Origin of the sequence: Agathobaculum sp. LCP25S3_E8, from assembly GCF_052117165.1 — a bacterium.
Taxonomy (GTDB): Bacteria; Bacillota; Clostridia; order Oscillospirales; family Butyricicoccaceae; genus Agathobaculum.
Map to the genome: position 1 here is coordinate 21,161 of NZ_JBQKJR010000023.1, position 24,531 is coordinate 45,691.

At 52.6% G+C, this 24,531-nt stretch carries 23 protein-coding genes and 1 pseudogene; 19 read left to right on the forward strand and 5 right to left on the reverse strand.

The window, feature by feature from the left end; genetic code table 11:
* Positions 1-87: 87 nt before the first annotated feature.
* Genes ACTQ34_RS09345 through ACTQ34_RS09365 form a run of 5 tightly spaced genes read left to right on the forward strand, consistent with a single transcriptional unit; the run spans position 88 to position 5,723 of the window.
* Positions 88-1,116: a hypothetical protein gene (locus tag ACTQ34_RS09345; protein WP_441363572.1), complete on the forward strand. Its 1,029-nt coding sequence runs from the start codon at positions 88-90 to the stop codon at positions 1,114-1,116.
* A complete protein-coding gene (locus ACTQ34_RS09350; RefSeq protein ID WP_441363573.1) occupies positions 1,076-3,226 on the forward strand; it encodes a VirD4-like conjugal transfer protein, CD1115 family in 2,151 nt (716 codons plus the stop codon). Before ACTQ34_RS09345 ends, ACTQ34_RS09350 begins: the two co-directional genes overlap by 41 nt.
* Complete coding sequence (locus ACTQ34_RS09355) at positions 3,223-4,299, forward strand: replication initiator protein A (RefSeq protein WP_441363574.1); 1,077 nt, start codon at positions 3,223-3,225, stop codon at positions 4,297-4,299. The genes ACTQ34_RS09350 and ACTQ34_RS09355 overlap by 4 nt, the downstream gene beginning before the upstream one ends.
* Positions 4,287-4,820 carry a hypothetical protein gene (locus ACTQ34_RS09360; protein WP_441363575.1) on the forward strand — a complete coding sequence of 178 codons (534 nt, stop codon included), beginning with the start codon at positions 4,287-4,289 and terminating at the stop codon, positions 4,818-4,820. Before ACTQ34_RS09355 ends, ACTQ34_RS09360 begins: the two co-directional genes overlap by 13 nt.
* A 3-nt stretch (positions 4,821-4,823) precedes the next feature.
* Positions 4,824-5,723: a hypothetical protein gene (locus ACTQ34_RS09365; RefSeq protein WP_441363576.1), complete on the forward strand. Its 900-nt coding sequence runs from the start codon at positions 4,824-4,826 to the stop codon at positions 5,721-5,723.
* A gap of 89 nt (positions 5,724-5,812) precedes the next feature.
* Here ACTQ34_RS09365 and ACTQ34_RS09370 read toward each other — a convergent pair.
* A pseudogene (locus tag ACTQ34_RS09370) lies at positions 5,813-6,460 on the reverse strand (ParA family protein); the annotation flags it as partial.
* A 399-nt stretch (positions 6,461-6,859) separates the two neighbouring features.
* Here ACTQ34_RS09370 and ACTQ34_RS09375 point away from each other — a divergent pair.
* Complete coding sequence (locus tag ACTQ34_RS09375; RefSeq protein WP_441363577.1) at positions 6,860-8,809, forward strand: ORC-CDC6 family AAA ATPase; 1,950 nt, start codon at positions 6,860-6,862, stop codon at positions 8,807-8,809.
* A 22-nt stretch (positions 8,810-8,831) separates the two neighbouring features.
* Here ACTQ34_RS09375 and ACTQ34_RS09380 read toward each other — a convergent pair whose 3' ends face one another.
* Positions 8,832-9,038 (reverse strand): hypothetical protein, encoded by a 207-nt coding sequence (locus ACTQ34_RS09380; RefSeq protein WP_441363578.1) that lies wholly within the window; start codon positions 9,036-9,038, stop codon positions 8,832-8,834.
* 734 nt (positions 9,039-9,772) lie between these two features.
* Between ACTQ34_RS09380 and ACTQ34_RS09385 the strand changes: the two genes are divergently transcribed.
* From ACTQ34_RS09385 to ACTQ34_RS09435, 11 genes are read left to right on the forward strand one after another with little or no spacing between them, the layout of a single operon-like run.
* Positions 9,773-11,110 carry a hypothetical protein gene (locus ACTQ34_RS09385; RefSeq protein WP_441363579.1) on the forward strand — a complete coding sequence of 446 codons (1,338 nt, stop codon included), beginning with the start codon at positions 9,773-9,775 and terminating at the stop codon, positions 11,108-11,110.
* The gene (locus tag ACTQ34_RS09390) at positions 11,111-11,836 is read left to right on the forward strand and encodes a ThiF family adenylyltransferase (RefSeq protein ID WP_441363580.1); all 726 of its coding nucleotides are present in this window, start codon (positions 11,111-11,113) and stop codon (positions 11,834-11,836) included. It abuts the gene before it with no gap.
* A complete protein-coding gene (locus ACTQ34_RS09395) occupies positions 11,836-13,194 on the forward strand; it encodes a DUF6094 domain-containing protein (RefSeq protein WP_441363581.1) in 1,359 nt (452 codons plus the stop codon). Before ACTQ34_RS09390 ends, ACTQ34_RS09395 begins: the two co-directional genes overlap by 1 nt.
* Before the next feature lie 14 nt (positions 13,195-13,208).
* Positions 13,209-13,502 (forward strand): hypothetical protein, encoded by a 294-nt coding sequence (locus ACTQ34_RS09400; protein WP_441363582.1) that lies wholly within the window; start codon positions 13,209-13,211, stop codon positions 13,500-13,502.
* A gap of 11 nt (positions 13,503-13,513) precedes the next feature.
* Positions 13,514-13,813: a hypothetical protein gene (locus tag ACTQ34_RS09405; protein WP_441363583.1), complete on the forward strand. Its 300-nt coding sequence runs from the start codon at positions 13,514-13,516 to the stop codon at positions 13,811-13,813.
* A 13-nt stretch (positions 13,814-13,826) separates the two neighbouring features.
* A complete protein-coding gene (locus ACTQ34_RS09410) occupies positions 13,827-14,411 on the forward strand; it encodes a hypothetical protein (RefSeq protein WP_441363584.1) in 585 nt (194 codons plus the stop codon).
* The gene (locus ACTQ34_RS09415; RefSeq protein WP_441363585.1) at positions 14,411-15,079 is read left to right on the forward strand and encodes a hypothetical protein; all 669 of its coding nucleotides are present in this window, start codon (positions 14,411-14,413) and stop codon (positions 15,077-15,079) included. Before ACTQ34_RS09410 ends, ACTQ34_RS09415 begins: the two co-directional genes overlap by 1 nt.
* Positions 15,076-15,858 carry a Rad52/Rad22 family DNA repair protein gene (locus ACTQ34_RS09420; protein WP_441363586.1) on the forward strand — a complete coding sequence of 261 codons (783 nt, stop codon included), beginning with the start codon at positions 15,076-15,078 and terminating at the stop codon, positions 15,856-15,858. Before ACTQ34_RS09415 ends, ACTQ34_RS09420 begins: the two co-directional genes overlap by 4 nt.
* A gap of 14 nt (positions 15,859-15,872) precedes the next feature.
* Positions 15,873-17,660, forward strand: coding sequence for an AAA family ATPase (locus tag ACTQ34_RS09425; RefSeq protein WP_441363587.1), 1,788 nt, complete (start codon positions 15,873-15,875; stop codon positions 17,658-17,660).
* A 6-nt stretch (positions 17,661-17,666) separates the two neighbouring features.
* Positions 17,667-18,692, forward strand: coding sequence for a DUF3854 domain-containing protein (locus ACTQ34_RS09430; RefSeq protein ID WP_441363588.1), 1,026 nt, complete (start codon positions 17,667-17,669; stop codon positions 18,690-18,692).
* 14 nt (positions 18,693-18,706) lie between these two features.
* Positions 18,707-19,675, forward strand: coding sequence for a DUF6744 family protein (locus tag ACTQ34_RS09435; protein ID WP_441363589.1), 969 nt, complete (start codon positions 18,707-18,709; stop codon positions 19,673-19,675).
* 498 nt (positions 19,676-20,173) lie between these two features.
* Here ACTQ34_RS09435 and ACTQ34_RS09440 read toward each other — a convergent pair whose 3' ends face one another.
* The 3 genes from ACTQ34_RS09440 to ACTQ34_RS09450 form a co-directional block, all read right to left on the reverse strand.
* On the reverse strand, positions 20,174-20,323 hold the full coding sequence (locus ACTQ34_RS09440; protein ID WP_441363590.1) for a hypothetical protein: 150 nt from the start codon (positions 20,321-20,323) through the stop codon (positions 20,174-20,176).
* Positions 20,320-20,718, reverse strand: coding sequence for a ParA family protein (locus tag ACTQ34_RS09445; RefSeq protein WP_441363593.1), 399 nt, complete (start codon positions 20,716-20,718; stop codon positions 20,320-20,322). The genes ACTQ34_RS09440 and ACTQ34_RS09445 overlap by 4 nt, the downstream gene beginning before the upstream one ends.
* A 373-nt stretch (positions 20,719-21,091) precedes the next feature.
* Positions 21,092-22,186: a LacI family DNA-binding transcriptional regulator gene (locus ACTQ34_RS09450; protein ID WP_441363591.1), complete on the reverse strand. Its 1,095-nt coding sequence runs from the start codon at positions 22,184-22,186 to the stop codon at positions 21,092-21,094.
* A 441-nt stretch (positions 22,187-22,627) separates the two neighbouring features.
* Here ACTQ34_RS09450 and ACTQ34_RS09455 point away from each other — a divergent pair, with 441 nt between their 5' ends.
* Positions 22,628-24,289 carry a solute:sodium symporter family transporter gene (locus tag ACTQ34_RS09455; RefSeq protein WP_441363592.1) on the forward strand — a complete coding sequence of 554 codons (1,662 nt, stop codon included), beginning with the start codon at positions 22,628-22,630 and terminating at the stop codon, positions 24,287-24,289.
* A 98-nt stretch (positions 24,290-24,387) separates the two neighbouring features.
* On the forward strand, positions 24,388-24,531 hold a 144-nt coding region (locus ACTQ34_RS09460), incomplete at its 3' end, for a Gfo/Idh/MocA family oxidoreductase (RefSeq protein WP_441363594.1).

A 24,531-nucleotide genomic window follows, 5' to 3' on the forward strand; every position in this document is an offset into this window, starting at 1 on the left:
GTGAAAAGTTTGAAATTCAGTAAAAAACGAAAACCGATTACCGCGACCTGTTATGAGTATGAGCGGTAATCCGAGGAGGTGTTATTTGTGATTGCGCAAGATATGCTGCCGGCCATGCGCCTAATCGGCTGGTGCAAAAACATAGACCAAAGCTGCACAGGCCGCTTCCCGGAATTCTTCCGTCTCTCGCTGATGCGCAGTCTGGTCCGTAACGGTTTCGTGCGGCCATATTCCGCGACCTATGGCTGGCGGCTGACAGCAGACGGCTACCGCTGGCTTGCAATGCATGACTGTCCAATGCAGCCAGACCAGCATACCCAGCGTTCCAAACGCAGGTTCGAAAACGCTGCCGTGGCTGTGACCATGTTCGCTGCCGGCATAAGCCCGTTTATGAGCAGTATCGAGGAATTCAGCCAGCAGGACGGATATTTGCCGGCATTTGTCCTGCGTGCAGGGGCAAACCAGAATGTGCTGGGCAGTAATCTGGTGACTGGTTTTATCCGACTGGGTGATACCTTGCTCGCGGCGCATTATCCGCACGCCGAACGGCGCGTACTACTGCAGCGGGAACACGATTGTGTGCAGGGTATTGCGCTGCGCTGCCGCTGCACGGATACCGGCTATCTGTTCTGCGGCGAAAGCTATACATCGGCTTACCGTGCCTTGCTGCACGGTCAGATCAAAAGCGTCGGTAAGAAATCAGGGACATACGGGCAGTTGTCTAACGAGACGGCGCACGCCTGCCTGCTGTCCTGTGATCTTCAAGGCGCATTCCAGATGAAACTGATGCGTATCCCAGATTACCGTCTGCCGCTCTCCATGATGCTGGGAGAACAATCTGGCCAAATGATAGAGATGGGGCTGCCGGCCTGTGACTTCATTGACCCGCGTTTGCATCAGCCCGCCATCATATCGCTTGACATGGATCTGTGTCATATCAAGCGAGCTGCCGTACAGGCGAGGGAGGCGGGATACACCAATCTGATTCTGGTAGCGCTGGATTTTCAAAAGCCGTTTCTGGAACAGATATTCCCGCCGCCTTTTTTCCGTATTGTCATTATTCCGGACGAACCCATTGGGGAGCTGGAAGAAGGTGCCGCTCGTGCGCCTGTCTGAGCAGATCGCCAAGCTGGAGGATCGGCTGCTTTCCAAAACGCAACGATGGCGCGCCCGGCATCTGGGCGACTGGCGGCTGTATGCGGTGCTGGGAGGAGTTGCCTGGTATTTCTATGGCATGTTGATCAATTCCGTCCGGCTCGGCACACGCCAATCCTTCCAGCCGGACAGCGGCGTTGCGGATATCTGGGTCGTCAATCCCGTCCTCAATTTGATCGCGCCGTTCACACCGACCGGCCTTGGTGTTACGGCCGCGCTGCTGACGCTGGTTTTACTGTGCAGCAAAAAGGCGCGGAACTGGCTGCTTGGGTATCACGCCGTGCGGGATAAGCGCGGCTTTGATATCCTTCCGGATGGTACGCACGGCTCGTCCCGGTTTATGAACCTCCGTGAAATGGAGCGCATTTTGGAAGTCGGCAAGCTGGACACGCTGACCGGCACGGTTTACGGCAAGTACAAAGACGATCCGCTGGACGCAGATCAATATGCGGATTACATCGCAGCCAGCGCAAAAAGCGGACTTGCCGGCAATCTGTTGGTTGTGGGCGCGCCCGGCACCGGCAAAAGCCGCGGCTTTGTCCGGCCGTATGTGTTCCAGTGCGTCAAGCGGCGGGAGAGCATCGTCCTGACCGATCCCAAGGCCGAATTGTTTGAGAGCATGGCGGGGTATTTGACCGATCAGGGGTACGAGGTGCGGGTATTCAATCTGTTGGATATGGAGCACTCGGACCATTGGAACCCGATCGGTGAAGCAGACCACGACCCGCGGCTGATCCCGATCATTGCGTCCACCATCATCACCAACACCTCAAGCGAAAAAGAGGCAGGGGACTTCTGGAGCAAGGCCGAGCTCAATCTGTTGACCGCGCTGCTGTACTATGTGCAGCGCGAAACAGACAGCATTGATCGACTGCTGCCGCTGTGTGACCGGCGGCTGGGGCGGGTGCTGCATCTGCTCACCGAGGACGGCCTGCGCCGCATTGATGCCGAGTTCCGCCATCTGCCGGCCGGACATCCGGCCAAAGGTCCGTATGGCCTGTTCCTGAACGCCAAAGAAAACCTGCGCGGCAACATCGTGATCGGCCTCGGCAATCGCCTGAACGTCTTTCAGGACAAGCTGGTGGACGCGCTGACATCGGACAGCACGATCGACCTGACGCTGCCCGGGCAAAAGCCGTGCGCATATTTCTGCATCCTCTCCGCGCAGGACAGCACCTATGCGTTCCTGTCCTCGCTGTTTTTCGCGATGCTGTTTTCGCGTTTGGAGGCATACGCCCGGCGCGAGAAGGGCGGCAAGCTGCCGGTGCCGGTCAACTTCCTGCTCGACGAATTTCCGTCGATCGGCAAGCTGGGCGACTTCAAGCGTTCGATCGCGTTCACGCGCTCTTTCGGCATGCAATGTCAAGTGCTGATTCAGTCCGTGGCACAGCTTGCCGACATGTACCCGCGCCACGAATGGGAGGAGATCGCAGCGTGCTGTGATGCGACGATCTGTCTGGGCGTCAATGACCCGACCAGCGCGAAATTTATTTCGGAAAAGTGCGGCATGACGACCATTCAAGTGACGAACAACCAGTCCCCGCAGACGCCGTTGCTTTCCCCGCTGCAAAACAATATCCGGCCGTATTCCATGACGCGCAGCAATACGCAGCGCGCGCTCATGCAGCCGGATGAGGTGCTGCGGCTGGATAACGCCCAGTGCATCGTCCTGCTGCGCGGGCAGTATCCCATGCTGCTTTACAAGATCACCCCGGAGGAATTTGCGGCATTTGCGCAGCTGCGTTCGGTGTCTATCACCGATTACCCGGCGGTGCAGCCGGAGGATGATGCGGAAGATACGCCAGAGGAACCCGCTCCGCCGCAGCCGCCGGAACCATCACCCGAACAGCCGCCGGATCCGCCTGATCCGAAGCCGAAAACCGGTTGGGGGGATCTTTCCTCGCTGCCGCGCTATCCGCTGATCTATCCGGACGAGAATGGGTATGATACGACAGGGATACGGGGTATCCGCCTGTCCGATGCACAGGTGGATGCAATACAGGGTACACTCGATACCATGCGTAATGACGAAAAAACAAATTATAACAACAAAGGAGACGCTGCCTTATGAAACCGAACAACGAAGTACGCCCGGCATTCACGCTGATGAAGCTGAATGATGCTATTTCCCATTTTCACATGCAGATGCCGCGCTGGCTTTTTTCCGACCCGCAGTACAGCGGCTTGTCACTGGAGAGCAAGGTAGCCTACACGTTCCTGCTCAACCGCTTCCAGCTGTCCCGCCGCAACGGCTGGGTCAATCGGCACAGTGAGGTTTACGTCATCTATACGCGGGAAGATCTGGCACGGGAAATGCAAGTTTCCTACCGCAAGGCGATCAACTGCTTTAAGGAGCTCGCGCAGAAGCATCTGCTGTGGGAACAGCGGCAGGGTCGCGGTATGCCGAACCGCATCTTTCTGGCCGAGGTGCAGCTGAATGAAAAAGCCGCTTACGCCTATGACTGTGCGCCGTTTTGCCCCGCGCCAAGACCTGCAGAAATGGCAGGTCTGGACGAGAATGACGAGACGCCTGATGCAGCGGAGTCGGCAGCCGAACAGCCCGCCATACTGGAAGGACAGCCGGACGCGGACACGGTTACGTCTGCAAGACCTGCAAAAATGGCATGTCTTGATATGCCGAAACCGCAGGTCTTGACCTGCCAAAACGGCAGTTCAAGAAGTGCCGAAACCGCAGTTCTAGACCTGCCAAAACCGCACACAAGTAAGAAAGAGAAGAGAAAGAAAGAGAAGAGTGATACGGAGAGGAGTACGATGGTCGAACGCGCGCGCGAACGGGCGGAGCTGGATCACCTGATTCGGCGCTGTGAGTTTGGCCTGTTCGAGCCGGAGGAACAGACCGCACTACGCGACGCGATCACATGGCTGTACTACTGCGGCGAACTGACGATTGGTGCGTGTACTTATCCGCAGCTGCAGGTGCGGGAGACGCTTTGGCGCCTGAATTGGGAGGTGCTGGACTGCGCCTTGGTTAAGCTGCGCGAAAATGAGAAAGCCGCGATTCGCAACACACTGGTTTACACAGCGAAGGTGGTTTACAGCACGATTCTGGAACGGGGTTGTGATACGATGCTGGATCCGTTGGTCAATCAATACAGGAGAGGGGTGGAATTATGTTCTTCCTAAGCGATCAGCAGAAATATCTGCTTGCCGTATTACATGAAATTGGCTGCATACGCAGGGCGCAGGCTGCTGTGCTGTTGCACCGTAAGTTTGGCAGTTCCCCTGCCGCTGTCACAGCCATCTTGAAACAGCTTAAGATGCTGGGGAAAATCAGGGAGCATGACAATGTACTGAGTACCATAGGGGAATCCGCCGATGCACCGATGCTGCAAGCTGTGGATTTAGCGTTGGCTGTGTTTGCAAACGATGCGCCAAGGCTTATTTCCGGTGTCGATCCGTTTGTGTTATCTGCTTGGAATGAATCTCAGGATATGCTTTTGCAAATCATGCACGTTCCTATCGGTTTAGAAAAAAGCCGGAGCATGGAACTACAAAAGCTTTCATCTTGCAGTTCCCGACAGATTGTTGTTCTGTTGCTGGAAGAAGCGCAGCAGTGCAATGCACTTCTTCCCCTACCCAGCGTTTTGATGGCGTATCCGGATGAAACTGGAAGATTAACGATCACGCAACGGAAGGAGGGGTAAATCATGGATAAATTACAACTACGCCGTGCCTTTTCCACTTCTGTCGAAGACTTTAACGCGACCCAACTGCAGAAAATGGACGAAGCGCTTTCTCCACAGCAACAGCAAGAATGGAATGCCATTTACGCTTCTTTTGACGGTCACTCCCAGCTGCGCGGCAAAGTGATTGGGTTGGAAGTCATACCAATACCGGAAGGCGCTCTTGAAAACGGAAAAACGGAATTGACCTGTTTCGTTGTCATGCAGTATCTGGTCAAGGTGCTTATCCCCGTGCCGCTTTTCTGGATGCAGGATTATCAGCCAGTTCATCCCAGCAGTGTAGTCGGCGCTGAAGTGGACTATGTTATAATCGGAATTGAGCGCAGCGGGGAATGTGCAGCGGCCTCGCGCGTGATGGCTTTAGATCAGCAGCGTTGGTATCAACGCGAGGTGAAGGGGTTGACAGAGGGCGATATATTGCCCGCGGATATCCTTGCCGTTGGGCCTACCAGACTGCTCGTCACAGCCGGCGGATATGACGTGAGCATGGGACAAACCAGTTTGAGTTATAACTACTTAGGCGATTTGCGGGAAATATACCATGTTGGTCAAACCATGAACACCATTGTCACACAAATTGATGAAGATTCCATTGCTTTGTCTACAAAAGACATTGGTCCTGATCCCTATACAAACGCGGCTATCCGACATCCGGTGGGCAGCACCAGGATCGGCATAATCACAAACAAAGCTCGAGGAGCTGTATTCTGCCGTCTTCCGGATGGTTGCACAATTATCTGCAAATATGCCCACCATTTCAGTGACGATCAGTTTCATATCAACGATCGGGTGCTGATCCAAATCCGCGGTTTTGACGATAAGCATCATTGGCTCCGCGGGAGAATCGCATCTCGAATCAGCTGAGACAGTATAATGACCTGCAGAAAAAATGGGATCATATCACCCAAGATATATTTCCAGTGCTTTATAAAAACGCCTTCCGAATAGGCACGGAAACCGTTGATTTTGCTGCTATCGGTTTCACGCAGAAGGGCTACAATCGCCTTGGTAAAGTCGGTTCAATTATTCACCATCTTCAGCAGGATACTGTCGATTTAGAGTTTGGAATCGTTCTGCCGTTTCACCTTATTTACTGCTTTGAACAGCTATTACAGGCCTTTGGGGTGCAGACACTCTGCCTGGACAAGGATTATGACTGTGTTGGCGGCTGCCAGCGTATTGGCTGTGTAAACATCCATGAGAGGGCTGACAGCCAATCAGGATATGTGAATACTGTTCTCTGAGTGTATCAAGATACTGCTGCAGAACGGTCTCGCAGTTTATGGAGTTCACCATGGAGATCCCCGTGTCGGAGAGCAGGATGTCGGTGGGCATCAGGTTGACGCCATTCGGGTGGTGCAGGGGGATACCCTCGCCGGGTCGCAGCGGCTTGTCCATCAGGGTATGTCCTATCGTGTTGGGCAGAGTAAAGGGCAGTTTGTCCAGCTGAGGGGATCCATGCTGATCGTCATGCTATCTTGCGGATTACCGTCGATCAGAAGTTTTTCGGTCTGCGCCAGTCTGATTCCTAGATTGGCGTAGGTCGTTGTCTGTCTAACGCTACATTTCTGGTTGGCGATAGCGATATTTTGAGTGATCATTGTTTTCACCTCGTTTCCAATTAGATCGTATTTAAAAAGCAAAGAATCTTGACGAATATAGTAAATCGTTCTTAGTGATAAAAATGGAAAATAGACGATATGTGCTCGCAGACGAACAGTTGGAACGAGTCAAGAATATGATTCAGCATTTTAAAGCGGGGTGGTCTCCAAAGGATGACTGCCTAATGCTCAATGCTATGTTATAGTTTGGCAGAAGTGGAAACAGATGAGAAGATTTTCCGGTGCGGTATAGCTTCTGAAAAACGGTCTGCAGACGTTTGGTAAATGGAGTAATGATACTCAGCTACGGATATTTCAGCCCTCATATCTTGTTTTTGTGGTATAATATATATCATCGTTCTACATTATTTGACAGCTATATACAGGAGTGAGATTTCTATGGCACTGTCAACGAGCCAAATTCAATTGGTAAGAAATGCATTTCAGTCGATTTTACGAGCCGATTATATTTCTGTTTCAGAAATTGCACAGCTTGAATCACTCGATAAATACTATGTTGATTATTTTAAAAATCTCCCTAAGATTCTTAATGACCAAGATAGCTATATAAACGGTCGCCGCGGAGCAGGTAAAACAGTGTTGTTGATGCGGGCATACTATGAGTGCTTAAAAACAGTATCACCCAAGGTGAAGATAGAAAGTCCAATACTCCAAAAGAAAAAAGTCCTGCCTATTTATATTGATTTAAGTCAATGTAAAGATATTTTTTCGGATGATGATGCTTGTCTAGAAGAAAGCTTCATTTCTAAATTGGTTGCCGAATTTCAGCGACAGCTCAAAACTATTTTTGAGGAACATTTTTTAAAATGCTTTAGCAAAGATTTCTCCCAGATGGATGAATTCGCACAGATTCAAGCCATGCTAATGGAGGGAATCCTATTCAAATCTACCGCAGAAGATATTATTATTACCAGTAGTTGTGAGAGCAAGGATTCGACAGACCTAAACATAGGTTCAAAAGACATGAACTTGTCTGCTGGTATGGTGGATTCTGCATCCTATCAACAAACTGCAAAAATCAAGGAAAAGCGTGGTATTAGCGTACAGGATTTTCTTACATTTTTAGGAACGATTCGAAAACAAAGCAGATTAGATGCTATTTATATTTTCATCGATGAATTTTCTGATTTATCTGAAAATGAACAGAGCAAGTTTTCACTACTCCTGAAAAAACTCTTGGGTTCAAAAAATAACATTTTCTTTAAGGTTGGCACCATTACTGACCGTTTTTATTTTGGCGAAAGCATTATTGTTGGTCGTGATATTTATCCCATTTCTTTGGATTTAAATGATTTTGTTGAACGATATGGTGGTATTACGCTAGCAACAAAAGAACTTCTGCGCTTTACTCATGAGTTAATTGAAAAGCGGTTACAAATCTATGCAAATGGCATTTCCATGGATGAAATATTTAAAGAGAACAAGCAAGAAATGGTTTCTCGTATTAGTAGAGAGGCCATGGGTGTTCCTAGAACTATCGGCTTGATTTTACAAAATGCATTAATGCAAGCAGAAACGAGGCAAAATGTCGCTTTACAGCTCAGCGATATAAACATTGGCATTCGAGAAACACGGAAAATCTATTTCAAGCAATTCCAAGGAGCCATACAGAAGCGGATTATCCCTGGGTATTATATGGATATGTGGAATAGCCTGCTCAAGAAAGCACTTGATGAAAAAAAACGCAATCCCGGGCGCCCAGCCAGCCATTTTATGATTGATGCCGTTAGAAAAAAATATTTGAATGTTTTTTGCGAGAATTTCATGGTACACTGCCTTGAGGATAGTCGGGCATCAAAGTATGGTGGAAATTATGTGCTGTTTGCTTTCGACTATGATATATGTAACGATAATAACATCTCCTATGCAGATGAGAAAGATGAATTTACCGCTGTGCGGTTTATTTATGATAGTATTTTACAAAACTTTGATGGTTACTTTTCGAAAGACCGCATAAAAAGCTATCGATGCCCTGAATGCAATAAGATTTATGAAGAAGCCGAAGTTGCCATGATGAAAAAGAAGAAGCGCTGCTTCGAGTGTGATTGCGAGCTAGAGGAAATTGTTCATTGCGAAATTCCTATTTCTGAGGGAAACTATACTGAGGTTGAAATAAAAATACTGGGTATTATAGCTACTTTAAAAAATGAACAAGAGGCAATGTCTGCAGCTCAAATAAGCGATGCTGTTGGATGTAGCTACCAAAAAGTATCGAATTGGTGTAGCAAGGTATTACAAAAAAAGAATTTGATATCAGTCACACACAAAGGCGGGAAAAATTATTATTATGACTGCGTCGAAGGAGATGGTGCGTGTATTGAGGGTTAATTTGATTACTTCGTATAGGACCTCAGAAAATTCTATGTAATCGACGTAAGACGATAGTATAAATCTCCTCGGCAAAGCCAAGAAGATCGTCAGGATATTTCTGCACACTGAATAGATGAATTCCAGAAGACATTGGAATCTGTTTGATTGTTGACAATGTTGCATCGACTTGACCAGCGTTGGTTTTCATCTCCTTCACCGTATCTGATGCTTGCAATTCAGTTGTCACCTGATTGAACTTCTGGTTTTGGGTAAGAAAGGTATTCAAATAGCTTTTATCGGCATTCTTTTGTACAGGCGTAATGGGCGTTCTGATATAAATACATTCTTTGTCCCGTTTTGCATACTTCCACTAAGTGCTTGCAATATTGAACAGTTTACCGATATTGCGCAACGGCAGGTATATAACATCGTTGTAAGAAAGATGATAAATGGTTGTTTCCTGCGCTTCTATGAACACTTTTTGTGAGTCCGTCATGATTTATAAATCGGATCTTATAACAGCATTTACTGCAAAGCCAGCCTTGGAGATTACGGATGGTGTAGCGTAATAGTCCTCTTCATCTCGGAAAATCTGGTTCACGGTTTCTGATAGGATGACCGTTTCGCTGATGCCATCCCAAACTACATTTTTACTTATTCGTTCGCCGACAGTATGCATGGGGATATGGGTTGTGCTGTTATACCGAAGATACAGCACATTTCGGCCAAAAGGCAATTAGCATACCCGACAAAATGTCAACTATACAAGCAGCATCAGAATCTCTATAATAAAAATAAACTCAGGTTTTCGTATTTTTTGTTGTCATCGTATCACCGCCCGGGAGGTAGTCTGCCTATCCGAGTTGTAAACAAGAATCGGTAGCCTGAACAATACGCACGTAGACCATACAGATCACCCATTTATGGGACTGTATGGTCTTTTTTTGTGCAGAAATTCGAAAATGATCGGAGGAAGCAAAAATGAGTGAACAGAAAAACGGATTTGGAAGCATCGAGTTTGGTACGGAAAACAGTCTGGAAGCATTGTTCGGCAGCTTCAGCGCGCCGCCGGTGGATCTTGGTGATGCAGGATCGCAGACGGTAGTGCATGAAGACGCCCAAACAGTCGGCAACACAAGTGAGAAAGTCGAGTCCGAGACGCCGCAGGCAGAGGAACCCACGCCGCAAGCACCGATCCAGATGACGCAGGCACAGCCCCAAGCGACTGCCACGCCGGAAGTACAGGAAGATCCAGCACCGCAGTCCACACAGACAACCGGTCAGGTAATAGACCTGTTCGGCGCCGTCGCGGAGGACAGCGCAGACGCCTTGCTCGCAAAGCTCGCCGGCAAGCCGCCGGTATTCGAGTACGGTTCCATCAAGGATGAGATCAACGATCCCACCCTTACCTTTGAGCAGCTGCGCGTCAAGATGGCGGCAGACTGTCCGGAACTCGAAGCGCGTGCACAGGTCTCGTGGACGGTTATCTATGCAGGCATCACAGAACGGGTCACAGACGCAGAAAACAGTATCTTTGAAGTGAAAGCAAAGATCGAGAAAGGTAAAAAGTTCAAGGAAACAATCAAGAAGTTGAAGCCGAAGGATAAAGAGCCGGTTTGTGCGGTGAAACCGACGGTTACGGCGCAAAAAAAAGGCGTGCTGCCATTCCCAGCCTACAAGGGGATATTTGTCAGCACAGAGCAGGCCACGCAGTCGGATAAGGCGATCGCTTATATCCCGGCGCGGGATGGCAAAATGTACGAGATGCGGCGCAACGAGATCGGTACGTTTATCGCACCGTCGCAGTGCATCGCAGAACTCGAGGACATCCGGGCAGACTTTCAAATGAGCCTGCCCCGGCTCCCAGCATCGCTGCTTGCACAGATCATCGCTTTTTTTCGTCGTGTGTGCGTAGAATACGGCCGTGATCTGGAGGCGCTGGTCAACGTACTGTGGGACCGGCAGGAGAACGAGTACATTTTGCACGTCCCGCCGCAGAAGATCGACGCCATGAGTGTCAAGACTGATCTCTCGCAGCAGCCAGACCCAGCGCGCTTCCTGCATGTGATGGACGTGCATTCGCATAACACCATGTCTGCGCGGTTCTCCAAGGTAGATGACCGGGACGAGCAGGCCACGCGCCTGTACATGGTCATCGGCCGTCTGGACCGGTATTATCCGGAGATCTGCTGCCGCTTTGCGTGCGGCGGCCGCCATGTGGAGATCCCGGCGGAGCAGGTCTGCGAGCGTACGGATGTCCCTTTCGCCCCGGAATGGCTGAAAGCCGTCTATGAAGGCGGTATAAAGGAGGCGGCATAAATGCGGTTTCCCGTATCCTGCCCCATCCATATCGTGATGATCGGCTGCGGCGGTACCGGCGGGCATATCGCCCCGCACCTGTACCGCCTGCTGTACTCGGTTTTCCGGCCGTCTACCGTGATCCTCTGCGATGGCGACATTGTAGAGAAGCGCAACCTTGTCCGGCAGAACTTCGTTGCCTGTGACCTTGGCCGGAACAAAGCCATCGTGCTCGCAGAGCGGTATTCGGCGGCGTTTGGGATGGAATGCAGCTATGTTCCGGACTATATCGAAAGCGCAGAGGAACTGCAAAAGCTCCTCCGCTCTTCGCAAAAAGATGCGCTGGTGATCCTGATTGGCGCGGTGGACAACAACCGCAGCCGTCAGCTGTGCAATGAGGTGTTTTACCGATCGCGGGATCTGGTCTACATTGATTCCGGCAACGGCATGGCGAACGGCCAGGTTGTCTGTGGCATTCGCAAAGGTGGCCGCACCGTGCGCAAACCTGTTGCGGGGTTTTATCCGGATATCCTCGATCCCACGGACAAATTTCCATCGGAATTGTCCTGTGCAGAGGCCTCCGTCTCCTCGCCGCAGGCCATGACCGCCAATATCATGGCGGCAACACTGGTACTCTGTATGCTGTACAACATCATCGCAGGCGGTGAGCTGGATACGCGCATGACGACTTTCTCCAGCAAAACGGTCAATGTCCGGCCGCTGCTCTCGAAACGGAGGGCGGCTTGATGGCACAGATCCCTTATGTCTGCGGTCGTCTGGGTGAACTCGCGCAGGATATTCGGTGGCGCACAGACCAGCTTCCCGCTTTGCGGGAGGCCGGCGGCGCCGCAGAACTGCGTCAGATCGCGCAGCACCTGCAAAAGCTGGTATCAGCACTGCGAGAGTCTGCGCTGCTGCTCGAAGAAGCCGGCCTACATGAAGCTGCGGCATATACTGCCCAGCTTAGCGCGGCCGCCAGTGCGTTTCATATCCGCACCGAGGATTACAGCCGGCTCACTGCCGCTTTTGCCGATTGGCTGCAGCGCATGTCGCCGCTGCTGCCGGACACCGAAACCAAAATAGTGGATGCCGCCGTGATCGGCCGACTGATGAACAACGTCCGCCTCGGGTACTATCCCACTGAGGTAGCGCATGTCAGTTGGCTCAAAGCCGCGCTCCGGTTTCCGGAAGGTAAAGCGGTTAATCTACTGGACCCCTGCTGCGGTGAGGGCGATGCCCTCCATCAGCTCGCAGACAGCGAGAACGCCGTGACATATGGCGCAGAACTGGACGAAAGCCGCGCGGAAGCCGCACAGACTGTGCTGGATCATGTGGCGATCGGCAGTTACTATTTCGCCCGCATTTCACGCAGTGCATTCCATCTGCTGTTCCTGAACCCACCGTATCTGCAAATGTACGGCGGCGCGCGGAGCGAAAAGCGGTTCCTTGGCGAGAGCTACGACCACCTGATGATGGGCGGCGTACTGATCTACATCATCCCGTATTACCGGCTCACTGATGATGTGTGCAGCTTTCTGGCAGCGCACTTTGACCGGCTGATGGCATACCGCTTCTGCGGGGAGGAATTCAAAAAGTTCCGCCAGATCGCTATCCTCGGCGTGCGCAAACCGCGCGCAGAAAACCCGCGCATGGCTGGACTGCTGGAAATGGTGTCGCTTCATCCGGACAAGCTGCCTACGCTCGATCATATCCCGCCGGAGAGTTATCCACTGCCGGACGCAGAAAAGGCGGTCTCCCTGTTTCAGGGCGCGCAGTTCAACGTGCGCGAGCTTGCCGAGCAGATGCGCCGCATGGGCAGTATGCTGCCGAAACGGTCTGCACTGGACGGGCATGAAAAGCGCCCGCCGCTGCCGCTCACGATCGGTCAGATCGGTCTGGTGGGCGGTTCGGGACTGATCAATGGGCTGATCGAGTGCGAAACACCTCATGTCATCAAAGGTCAGGTCATCAAATCCACCCGTAGGCGGACCGGCGACCAGTACGACGAATGTGACGGCGCGATGACAACCGAGATCATCGAGACAACCAGCAACAAGATGGTGTTTAACCTGCTCACGCCGGATGGTGTGAAGCTGCTGGCATGAAAGAAGGAACAAAAATGAACGCAGTAAATGAGAATGTAGTCCACGAAATACCGTTCCCGCCCGGTCAGGTCGTTGTGACACGACGCATTGCGGAGGAACTGAACAGTCTGGTCATCGGCCATCTGCTCAGCCGCCATCTACATTGCGACTGGGGCGACCTGTGCGAGGAGGACTGGAAACTCAACGATGCCGCGGTGCGGCATGGAGAACGGCTGCTCTCCGCCTACAAAGCAGCAGGTCAGAAGGTGTTTATCATCACCGAATGGGACCGTTCCGTGACCACGGTGCTGTTTGCAGACGAATATTGAGGTGAAGCAGTATGTTGAGATTGGATTTAAAAGGGTTTGTCCGCGCGCTGGAAACGGTGCCGGAGCAGGAAAACCGTGGTGAACCGCTGTTTGGCGAAGGGTACCTGACAGAATGTATCGCACTGCCGTTCCTGATGGGCAAGTATATCTCGCTGCAGGACATCGACTTTGAAGCGTTTGACCCGGAAGATGCCCGCGCGATGTACTACCGCTGCGAGGAAGCAGATCACCTTGGCGGTTTAGCGCTTCAGATGTATCAGCCTGCAGTACATGCCAAACCGGTGCCGCAGCCGCAGATCGCTTTTGTCTGAGGGGGTGACGTTCGTGCGAAGCTATGAAAACCTCCAATATGCGTTTCAGCAGCTCGAACTGGCGGCCGCATATTACGCAGCGGGCAAGCTGGACGATTTCATCCGGAACACCGGCAGTCTGCTCACAGGCGACGAGGATTTCCTCTATGCCAGCTGGTATGAATTGCTCTATGCACTGGCAGATTTCGTGGATATCCGCGACGACGAGGACACCATGACGAACCGGATGTACTTTTCGGACGAAACCATGCGCGTGTACTTTGCCCATGCGCAGGCATGCGCCGCGCGGGATGGCATTCCGCTGAAGCAGGAGGCGTACTATCAGAACGCCTGCTCCTATGTCTACGAAACCCTGCTGGATGCCTGCCCGTACAGTGGTTACTTCCGCGTTGTCACGCAACCCCACCACGAATACGGCTATGGGCTGTCTGTCTGGATTGCGGTAGAAGCTTTTACGGACTGGGAGCCGCTGCTCTTCGCCTTGCTGGACATCATGGGATTTTTCCGCTCCAGCGTAGAGGTGTTGATCGCGTCCGGTGAAATCGGCAAGGTCGTAACGTTCCCTGCAGAGACGCAGCAGGCAAAGGAGGCAGCATAATGGAGACCAATGTGCGTGAAGCGGTGCTCTATCTCAATCCGCTGAAAACCGTGGTCAAGACAGAACTAATCCGTGAAGATGGAACCCGTCTGGTCAAGCACATCCCCGGTGACGCACTGGCAAGCGAGCTGCAAGCGCACGTCCATTTGGCACCTATGCGCAGTGGCCTGCTCCCTCCCGGCTGCATTGCACTGACCGCCTTTCAGGACGGCTGGGACATCACGCTAGACTGCGGTTTAGACCGCTGTACCGTCTGGTACCATAACACCGAGTTTCCGGGCTTCCCACTGCCACGCATCCTGTTGCGTTGCCGGGTGAAAAGTGACCAAATCTCCGGTTTTGCGCTCGGTATTGCGGATACCGGCATCATCACGCCGGACACCCAGATGTACCGCTGTCCCTTCCCGAACGTCAACGGATTTCACCTGTGCAGCGGCAGCAACCAGTTTACCGGCTATGATACGCTCTGGAAACTGCGTTCCTTGCCGGGACGGGTGATCTCCCTTCCGTTCGGGGACGACTACTACAAGCCGGACTGCACAAAGCTTGATTTGTCTGCCCGCGATCTGTTCGAGCATCTGAAGGACAAACCGCCGGCGTACTATTACAGCGATGTGCTGATTCCCATGGGCAAAACCGTTACGGACTTTATCGGAGGTGCGCTATGACAGGGCAGGAACTAAGACGGCAGCTTTGTGAGCCTTTTGCCGCTGCGGACGTCGAGTGGCGCGTGACCAAAATGCGAAACTCAAACAGCGAAGGGCTGGTCGTGGCATTTGTCGACAGCCGTGCGATCCAAAACCGTCTGGACGATGTGGTAGGGCCGTTTTGCTGGCGCACACGGTTTATTCCGTGGCACCAGTACGTCCCGAAGCCGGGCAAATACGAAAACCCGTCTGAAACGCCCAAAACACCGATATCCTCCCAGCTCTGTGGGCTCTCGATCTATTTGGAGGAGCGCAAAGAGTGGGTGGAAAAGGTAGACGGTGCGGAAAACACCGACATTGAAGCCATCAAAGGCGGTATTTCGGACAGTTTCAAGCGTGCGGCAGTGCTTTGGGGCGTTGGTCGCTATTTGTACGAGATCCCGGCAAAATGGGTATCGCTGGACAAGTACAAGCAGATCGCCCGCCCGGCGGAGCTCACTGCGTACTACGCAGAGCAGCTGCAAAAGCTGGGACTCACCTCGGCGCAGTCGCCCAACACCGGCAATGCGCCGGCGGATATTTACGCCGTACGCGGCCTGCAGCCGGTGCCTATGCAGGGCTATCCGGCCGCTGCGTGGGTCGATCTCGTTACTCCGGCTGGCCGAGCACTCAAAGTGTTCAGTCTGGGCGTAAAGCCCGGTCTGGCCAGCGGCGTGCGTATCCAAGGCGCAAAGATCGTACAGCGAAACAGCGCCGGCGGCATGTACTACGAACTACAGGACTACCGGACGGCAGCGTGAGAGGAGGAATCATGATGGCACAGTTTTCGGCTTTGCAGATCGAAACGCTGAAGGTCACCGGCTTTGGTCGGTTCGCTGCCGAGCAGGAATGGTCTTTCGGCCCGATGACCACAGTCACCGGGCACAATGCGCAGGGCAAAAGTACGATTGCAGACGCGATCGCCTATGCCCTGACCGGCGCGCCGTTCTTCGGCGGACGTGATCTTGACCATCTGCACCATGCAGACGCTCCCTTCCTCCGGGTGGAGATGCTTGTCCGCACGGACGACGGTCAGACGCATGAGATCCGCCGGGTGCGGCAGAACAGCAAAAGCATTCTTTCCGTGGACGGCACTACGACCACGCAGGAGCGCTTTGCCGAGCGTTTCGGCAGCCGTGACCTGATTCTGTCTTTGCTCAACCCCCTGTATTTCACCGAGGTGCTGGGCGGCAGCGGACGCAAGCTGATCGAGCAATACCTCCAGTCGGTACCGCACGAGGCGGTCATGGCAAATCTCAGCGAGCACATGCGCGGCATTTTGGGAAACGACCGGCTGGAAATGCCGGAAGTGTATCTGAAAGACAAGCGTGATGCACTCAAAGAGCTGGAAAAAGACCGATTAGTGTTGGACGGCCAGATGCAGCAGACCGAAAACCAACGGGCAAAGCTGCAAAAAGAGCTTAGTGAAAAGCAGGCGCTGCTCGCCCACACGACGGCGGCGCTCGAACCGCTGGCACGCAAGCAGCAAGCCTGCGACACTTCGGAGATCGAATCGCAGATCGCAGGATTGAACGCCCAGTATGACGCGGTTACGGAGGGGTATGCTGAACAAGAACGCGCCCGGCTGCAGGCAGAACTGGATGCCGCGCGGGAGCGGCAGTATAAATCTCCCGGCGCGGCACAGCTGCAGCAGATGCAAAACCAGCTTCAGCTTCTGTACGGTAAGTACAACGATGAGGCTGGCCGTTTGCAGTATTTGCAGCGGCAAGGTGTCTGTCCGACCTGCCTGCGCCGCTTGGACGGCGCCGCATTTCCCGAAGTGCAGGCGGCCTTTGCCCAGCGGCTGCAGAAAATGCAGGCGGACGGTATTGCCATCCGGCAGCAGGGCGAAGCGCTCGCCGTGCAGGAAGCGCAGAGCCGGCAGCAGTTTGAAGCACAAAAAGCTGCCGAGCTCTCCCGTCTTTCCGCGGCACTCCAAGCGCTGCCAGCAGGCACCGCCGCGCAGCAGCGTGACAGTATCAAGGCGAAGATCAAGGAGCTGTCCGCAGTCCTTGTGCTGGGTGGCCTGACAGCCGAAGAAGCGCAGCAGTACCAAACACTGTCCCATGAGCAGGGCAAGTTGGAAAGCGAGATCGAGCAGATCCAGAAGCTGATGGACAGTCTTCCCAAGGGACAGAAAGAGGCACTCGCGCAGCTGGATGAAGAAATCCGGATCGTAAACGACCAGATTACAGCAGCAAAGGCGTATCAGTCCGAACGGGCGGCGCTGCTGTTCGCGCCGGTGCGTATGCACAAGGCCGGGCTCAAGCTGTATGAGCCGGTAAAGGAAAGCGGGGAAATGCGGGACGTGTTCAAGCTGACGTATGACGGCCGGGATTATATCCAGTTGTCATTGTCCGAACGCGTCCGCTGCGGACTGGAGGTGGTGGAACTGTTATCGCGACTTTCCGGCAAGTGCTATCCGCTGTTCGTGGACAACACGGAGTCCTACTGCGACCTCGGCGCCGCGCAGCACATCGGCCAGACCATCCTCTCGCGTGTTGTGCCGCGCCAGACGCTGCAGGTGAGTGCCGTACAAGCACCGCAGAAAAAGGCAGGGTGACGAAGCATGGCATACAAAACCTTTTCCGTCCTGATGGCAGCCCGCAAAAGCGGACTGCCGGTAGAGGATTGTGGTCTGCGGCAGCTACATATCAATTGTCCGTTTTGCGGCGACCGCAAACGGCGACTGTACCTGTACACAGACACGAACCAGTACCATTGCTTCAACTGCCGGGCGCATGGCAACGCAGTAGATCTGTACGCGCGGCGCACCGGGTTATCCTATGCAGCCGCGTATCACGAGCTGCTGGAGGACAGCCTGATCCATTTCCCCAAGCCGGCGGCAAAACTGCCGCCTGAACGCGAACCGGCGCCGCTGTTACAGCGCGATATGGTTTACCGAGCGATGCTGGGGCTGCTGCCTCTGTCCGCGGTACACCAGGACAACCTGCTGGCACGCGGCCTGACCGATTCTGCCATCCGGCAGAATGGCTACCGCACATTGGCATTTGGCAAGGAGCTGCGCGACTATGTTTCTGCGCAGCTCTCCGCCCGGTTTGATCTGAACGGGATTCCCGGCTTTTTCTACTCACAGGGCGCGTGGCGGCTGTGCGCATACAGCGGCCTTTTATTGCCGGTGCGCGCGGCGGACGGCCGTGTGCAGGGCATCCAGATCCGCCGCGATGAAGCTGTGCACATGAAGTACGCATGGATGTCCAGCACCGGCAAGCCGTATGGCACCGGCGCACGGAGCTGGGTGCACGTTGCTGGTGACCGCAGCCGCAAAGAGGCGGTGATCACCGAAGGGCCGATCAAGGGCGATGTGTCCAGCGCACTGACCGGCGGCGGACTGTTTGTCTGCCTGCCCGGCGTCAACGCGATTTCCTTTCTTCCCGACACGCTGCGCGCGCTTGGCGTGCGGCGTGTATGGGAGGCGTTCGATATGGACAAGCGGAACAACGCACAGGTGGCAGACGCGGCCGCGAGACTGCAGGCAGAACTGAAAAAAACCGGCATCCCTTGCCGCACGATGGCATGGGACCCGGCCTGTAAGGGCATTGACGATTATCTGGCGATGAAGCGAAGTGCATGAGGAGGAATTGCATTATGACAACCAATCCGAACGGCTTTATGGTAGTACAGAACAGCACCGACGAAAGCCAGCTGCTTGGCAAATTTCTGTATTACTCGCTGGCCGATGTACTGGTACAGAAGGAGGACTTCGAGCGCATTTGCACGGCGCTGGATTTTCCTTATTCCGGACGGCGCATCTCGGTTGTGGACGCGTTCAAAAACGCGACCGGCAAGGTCACGCGCCGCACGGTAGCAGGTGCCAGCGGTTCACAGGAGATCTTCCGAATCTACTGCCGCGACAATATGCGGGACGGAAACCTGTATTCGCGCGAACTGGTGCGTGAAACCGTTGGCCTGCGTACCAACCGGTATGACAAGCTGGCGAACATCTGTTATGACCGCGACACAGACCGGATGTACCACGATGTCGTAGAAAACGACCCGTCCCTTGATGTGGAGCAGCTTTGCTGGAGCATGGAGGAAAAGTTTCAGGTGTTCCGCAACTGCCTTGGCCGCAGCCAGATCGATACGATCCTGCTGCACTACCTTGGCACGCTGGACGCCCTGCCAATCTCGGTTTACGGCAAGCTGTACTTTGTCCCGCGGGATAAGATGCACAAGGTGGGCCTGTTCGAAGATTTCCTCGAGGAGCTCAATCGCGCCAACCAGAACGAGAAAGCGCTGGTAGTCAACAGCTTCTATGTAGCGGACGACGAAAAACAACGGGAAAAGATGGCTTCTGAATTTTATACGCTTGTGCGCAAGGAGGCACAGGAATATCAGGAGCGCGCTATGTATCTGATCGACAGCGGGTGCCAGAGTCCGTCCATCATGGAGCGCTGGATTGGCCGCATCGACGATCTGACACAGAAAAAACAGCGCTATGAGGCGCTGTTCAGAAAGGAATTGAGTGAAACCGACGCGGAATTCGACTCCCTCCAGCTGTATTCGCAGGAATTGCAGATTCGGGCTGACGGGATTCGGATGCAGCGTGCGGCGTAAAAACAAAAAAGGTGGCTGTTATAGCCACCTTTTTCTTGTACATCGTTCCACATTACGTCATTTGAGAATACCCTAAAAAACAAAACGATAACTTTTTATTACACGATATACTTGTTGCTGCAGGGCAGTGTTTCTGCGAAGCGAATCTTTCCTTGCGGTGGAGACATTTTCTGCTAAAAAGAAGTTCATATGTCTGATCTTCTTCGCCTTGCAATGTAGCAGAAGATTCCGCTGGAGTCGCCGTTTCAGCACACCGACGTAATGCGGATACAATATTTGGATTACCCATGCAAAATCACTCCTTCTGCCACCATAGCGTAGTATTTCTCTGCCGGACAGTCTGGTGCATAGTCCAGCAAGATTCACCATAGACCGAATGCTCTGCCACGCGGATGGAGTAGTCGATCGGTTGGGCAAAAACATGTATGGGTGAACCATAATTCTGCTCGATCTGCTCCTTTACCGCCTTGGCTAATAGTGTACGCCCTTTGTATATAGTTAACAGCAGACCGCATAAGGAAAGGTTTGGCTGATAAGCTGCTCGTATTGGCTGCACCAGTTCCAGTGTATCCAGTAGGGTATCCGCATCCAGATAATGGCCTGCACTGGAATGATGATCTCATCTGATGCTGCAGGTGCATTGATCATTTATAAATCCGGATGCGGACTTTAATCGATTGAAATAAAATCGCAATGCAGGCTAATAAGATGTATGATATTAATTTAATACCTGTACCGGTTCGCACTATCTGCGTCACCGAATATGGTGACAGCCGTATTGCAATGCCGCTCCGTTTCTGGTGTGCCGGCAGCAGGTTGAGATTGTCCCGATGCTGGATTGCTTGTGCAATACTTTCTTCGAGCAGTTCGGGGGTGTCGATTGCGTGGCACCTCAGTGTCGTAAGCGTCATTTTACAGTTGGCGGTGGAGATACCTATCACCTTAGTGAGCGACGCTTGGCTGTCGTTGTCAATCAGCAGGACGGATTTACTTTGCTTAGCCAGAAAATCTCCAAGATTGAATGTCGTTGCTGTCTTTCCTATTCCGTCCTAAATATTCAAAATTTAAACTGTTGTCATCATTGAAGACATCTTTTCTAATGTTGTGAATACATGATGTTTGCTAAGTAAATTAATAAGAAGTGACGCTGCAATAATTAGGGTTGCCAACAATTTGTCATCAGATTAGCGATATTTTTCAAAAAATTGCAAAAAGTGTTAAAAATAAATGATATGATACCGAATAAGCATTAGGGGAATATCATAAAGTGCAGTAACGAATATTAGATAAAACTTAAAATCCTCGGGTAGCGATACTGTGCTGGTTCGATTTCGTATGGCGGTACCCAAAAGTCCCGTATCCGATTGGATACGAGACTTTTTGCTGTGGACAGGGCGAGCATAACCTGCCCAAAAGCTATTTCCGGGATGTAGCATTAATGTGCTCCATCTGTGCCTCAAGCAGTTGGTTGAAAGTGTGCAAGTCGCTGTTGTACTTGGTGCGGATCGCGATATCTGTGTAAATAAGCGGCTGCGCGGGTTTTTTTTGGTGCATCAGGTATTCGTAGAGCAAATAGGGGGAGCGATAGCCCTGTTCAAACGCCTCCTGATCAAGCACACAACTCAAGCTATCGCTTTGTAGCAGACATAGGTTCGGTGCATTCAGGTCAAATGCAATCACCTTGACCCTTCGTTTGAGTCCAAGTTCTTCCACTGCCTGACAGATGCCCTGCTGACCATTTGACACAACATAAATTCCTGCAACATCCGGTTCCGCCTGTAGCACATGCTGCGTGATCTCATAAGCATAATCGTCACGGTCAAAGCAGGGTTGGAATGGTAATAGCGTCAGATGGTAGGCAGTCTCCTGACGCAGCACGTCAAAAAAACCGTTGAGTCGGTTGTTATGCGCGGTGTTGTTTAAATGTCCGGCCAATGGAAACACCTTGCTGCCTTCCGGAAGTAGCTGGCACATCAAACCGGCTGCAGTCTGTCCACCGCGGTAGTTGTCCATGCCGATAAAGCACAGGCGTTTGCTACCCGGTACATCTGAATTGAGCGTAACGACCGGGATGCCCTGTTCGTACAGATCGTCGATGCAGTGGCGGATTTCGGTTTCCGTGCTTGGCGCAATCGCCATGCCCTGAATGCCCAGTCCAACAAGTTCCTCGATCGCTTCGAGCACGAGTTCGGTATCCAGTCCTGTGACTTCACGCAGCACTAGTTCCACACCTGAGCTGGACAGTTCTGCTGCGGCACGGTGCACACCGGCAGACACGATTTGCATGGTCGGCGTCTCTGCTGACTGTAAAATGACGCCGATGCGGAAATCACGCGGCGTTTTGACCAGCGCCTGCCCGATCGGATTGGGACGGTAGCCCAGTTCTTCCGCGACCTTTCGAATGCGCGTGGCAACTTCGGGTCGGACGCGGCCGCGGTTATGTAGCGCACGGTCAACTGTGCCCCGCGATACGCCGACCAAATCAGCAATCTGCTGTGCGGTGACTGCCATGTGAACCCCTCCCGTTTTTGCTGTGTTAATTATATCACAATGCACGCACAATGCAAGCATACATATTTAGCACTCTTTTGCCATTTTTAATACAAAGAGCAGAATGCTACGGTTTGTTGCTTGTATTTTGTGCAGACCATACAATAAAATGCACGCAAATGCACGCAAAAAAGTGTGAGGATTAGTTACTTTCACGAACTGCTACCTGTGTTTTTTGTTCGTATCCGACGAAAAAAATGATTTTAGGATTTTTTCTCTTGAAAACACAATTTTGCAGTGCTATTCTGAATGCAACAAAGAGATTCCGCCACGATACAAAGCCAAGCAAGGTTCGATTTATTCCCATTTTACTGTATTTCGTTCGTGCGGTTTTTTCTTTTCTCAATTGCGTTCACGTGAACATACGACAACAACGAATTTACTGGAAACGGGGGATATCGAATGACATTCTTTGATTCACTTACCTGGACAGCGATTTCCTTTCTGCTGTTTACTGCACTGGTCGCAATCATTTCCGCATGGAAAACACGCGACGACAAGCTTGACACCGCCGAGGGTTACTTTCTTGCCGGACGCGGGCTGCCGGGCGTAGTCATCGCTGGCTCGCTACTGCTGACCAACCTGTCGGCCGAGCAGCTGGTTGGCCTGAACGGCCAGAGTTGGAAAACCAATATGGGCCCGATTGCGTGGGAAGTCGGCTCGATGTTTACGCTGCTCGTGTTGGCCTACTATTTCCTGCCGCGTTACCTTAAGATGGGCGCAATGACCATCCCGTCCTTGATGGAACAGCGCTACGGCCGCAGCACCAAGACCATGTTCTCACTGGTCATCGTTGTGATGTACTCCATCCTCAATCTGCCGGTCATCCTGTATTCCGGCGCAGTTGTATTCGAACAGATCTTTGACATTTCTGGCATGCTTGGCACAAGCAAATTCGTTGCTGTTGCCATTATCTGTGTGATCATTGGCATCATCGGCGGTTGCTACGCGATCTTCGGTGGTCTGAAGGCGGTCGCAGTATCCGACACAATTAACGGCATCGGCCTGCTGATCGGTGGTTTAATGATCCCTTTCCTCGGTTTTGCAGCACTGTCTGCCGCGACCGGTGGCGATGGCATTTTGGACGGCGTGCGCTACATCATCGAAGCCGACCCGTCCAAGCTCAACGCGATCAACGCATGGAATGCACCAGAACCCGAGGTTCCATGGGTGCTGATCATCACCGGTATGTTCTTTAACAATCTTTATTGGTGGTGTACCAACCAGTCCTTTGTCCAGCGTGCACTGGCTGCTAAGAGCCTGAAGGAAGGCCAGAAGGGCGCGATCTTCTGTGGCTTCCTCAAGTGCCTCGGCCCGCTGTATCTGGTTATCCCGGGCATCATCGCATTTTATTTACCCACTATTCAGGATCAGCTCGCTGCCGCCGGAGATAAGGCGATTGACTTTGCCTACCCTGCACTGATTGCGGAAATCGTTCCTGCACCGGTTATGGGCTTCTTTGCCGCCGTCATGTTCGGCGCGATTCTGTCGTCCTTCAACTCCGTACTTAACTCGGCATCTACCATGTTCACGCTTGATCTCTACCGATCGTCGATCAACCCGGAAGCGTCTGATGTCAAGTGCGTACGAGTCGGCAAGATTTATGGCACGATCGCAGGCTGCGTCGCTATTGTCATATCGCCGTTCATTATGAACGCGGGCGGTATCACGACCTTCCTCAACTCGATGAGCCAGTTCGTCTCTCTCCCTGTGCTGTGCACCATCCTCGGCATCTTCATGTTCAAGCGCAGCCCCAAGTCCATGCCTAAGATCATCACGATCTTCCATGTGGTTTGCTACGGCGTGTTCCTGCTGCTCAAGCCCTGTTATCCGGGTAGCGACAACCCGATTCACTATCTGTACGCGATGGCAGTGTTGTTCCCAATCGAACTGGGCATCATGTGGTGGCTCAATAAGTATCATCCTGGCGATGTGTACGAAGTGGAGGACTGCGGCGCAGTAGATATGACTCCTTGGAAATACCGCCACATCGTTTCGATCATCGGCATTCTGGTCGCTATCGGCGTGTACGTGCTGTTCTCGCCCCTCGGTCTGGCCGCGTAATCCATCCCTTTCGCCTGTCCCGCTGCGTCATGCTTCACAAGGCGCAGCAGCAGATATACTTACACAAAAATCTTCATTATTTTTAGGAGGTACATCAAATGGAACTCAAGATTGCAGTCATCGGTTGCGGTATGATCGGCCGCGAGCATATCGAGCGCATTCAGAACCGCATCCGCGGCGCGGAAGTGGTCGCCGTATGCGATGTATTTGAAGAAGGCGCAAAGAAGGGCGCCGAGATCGCA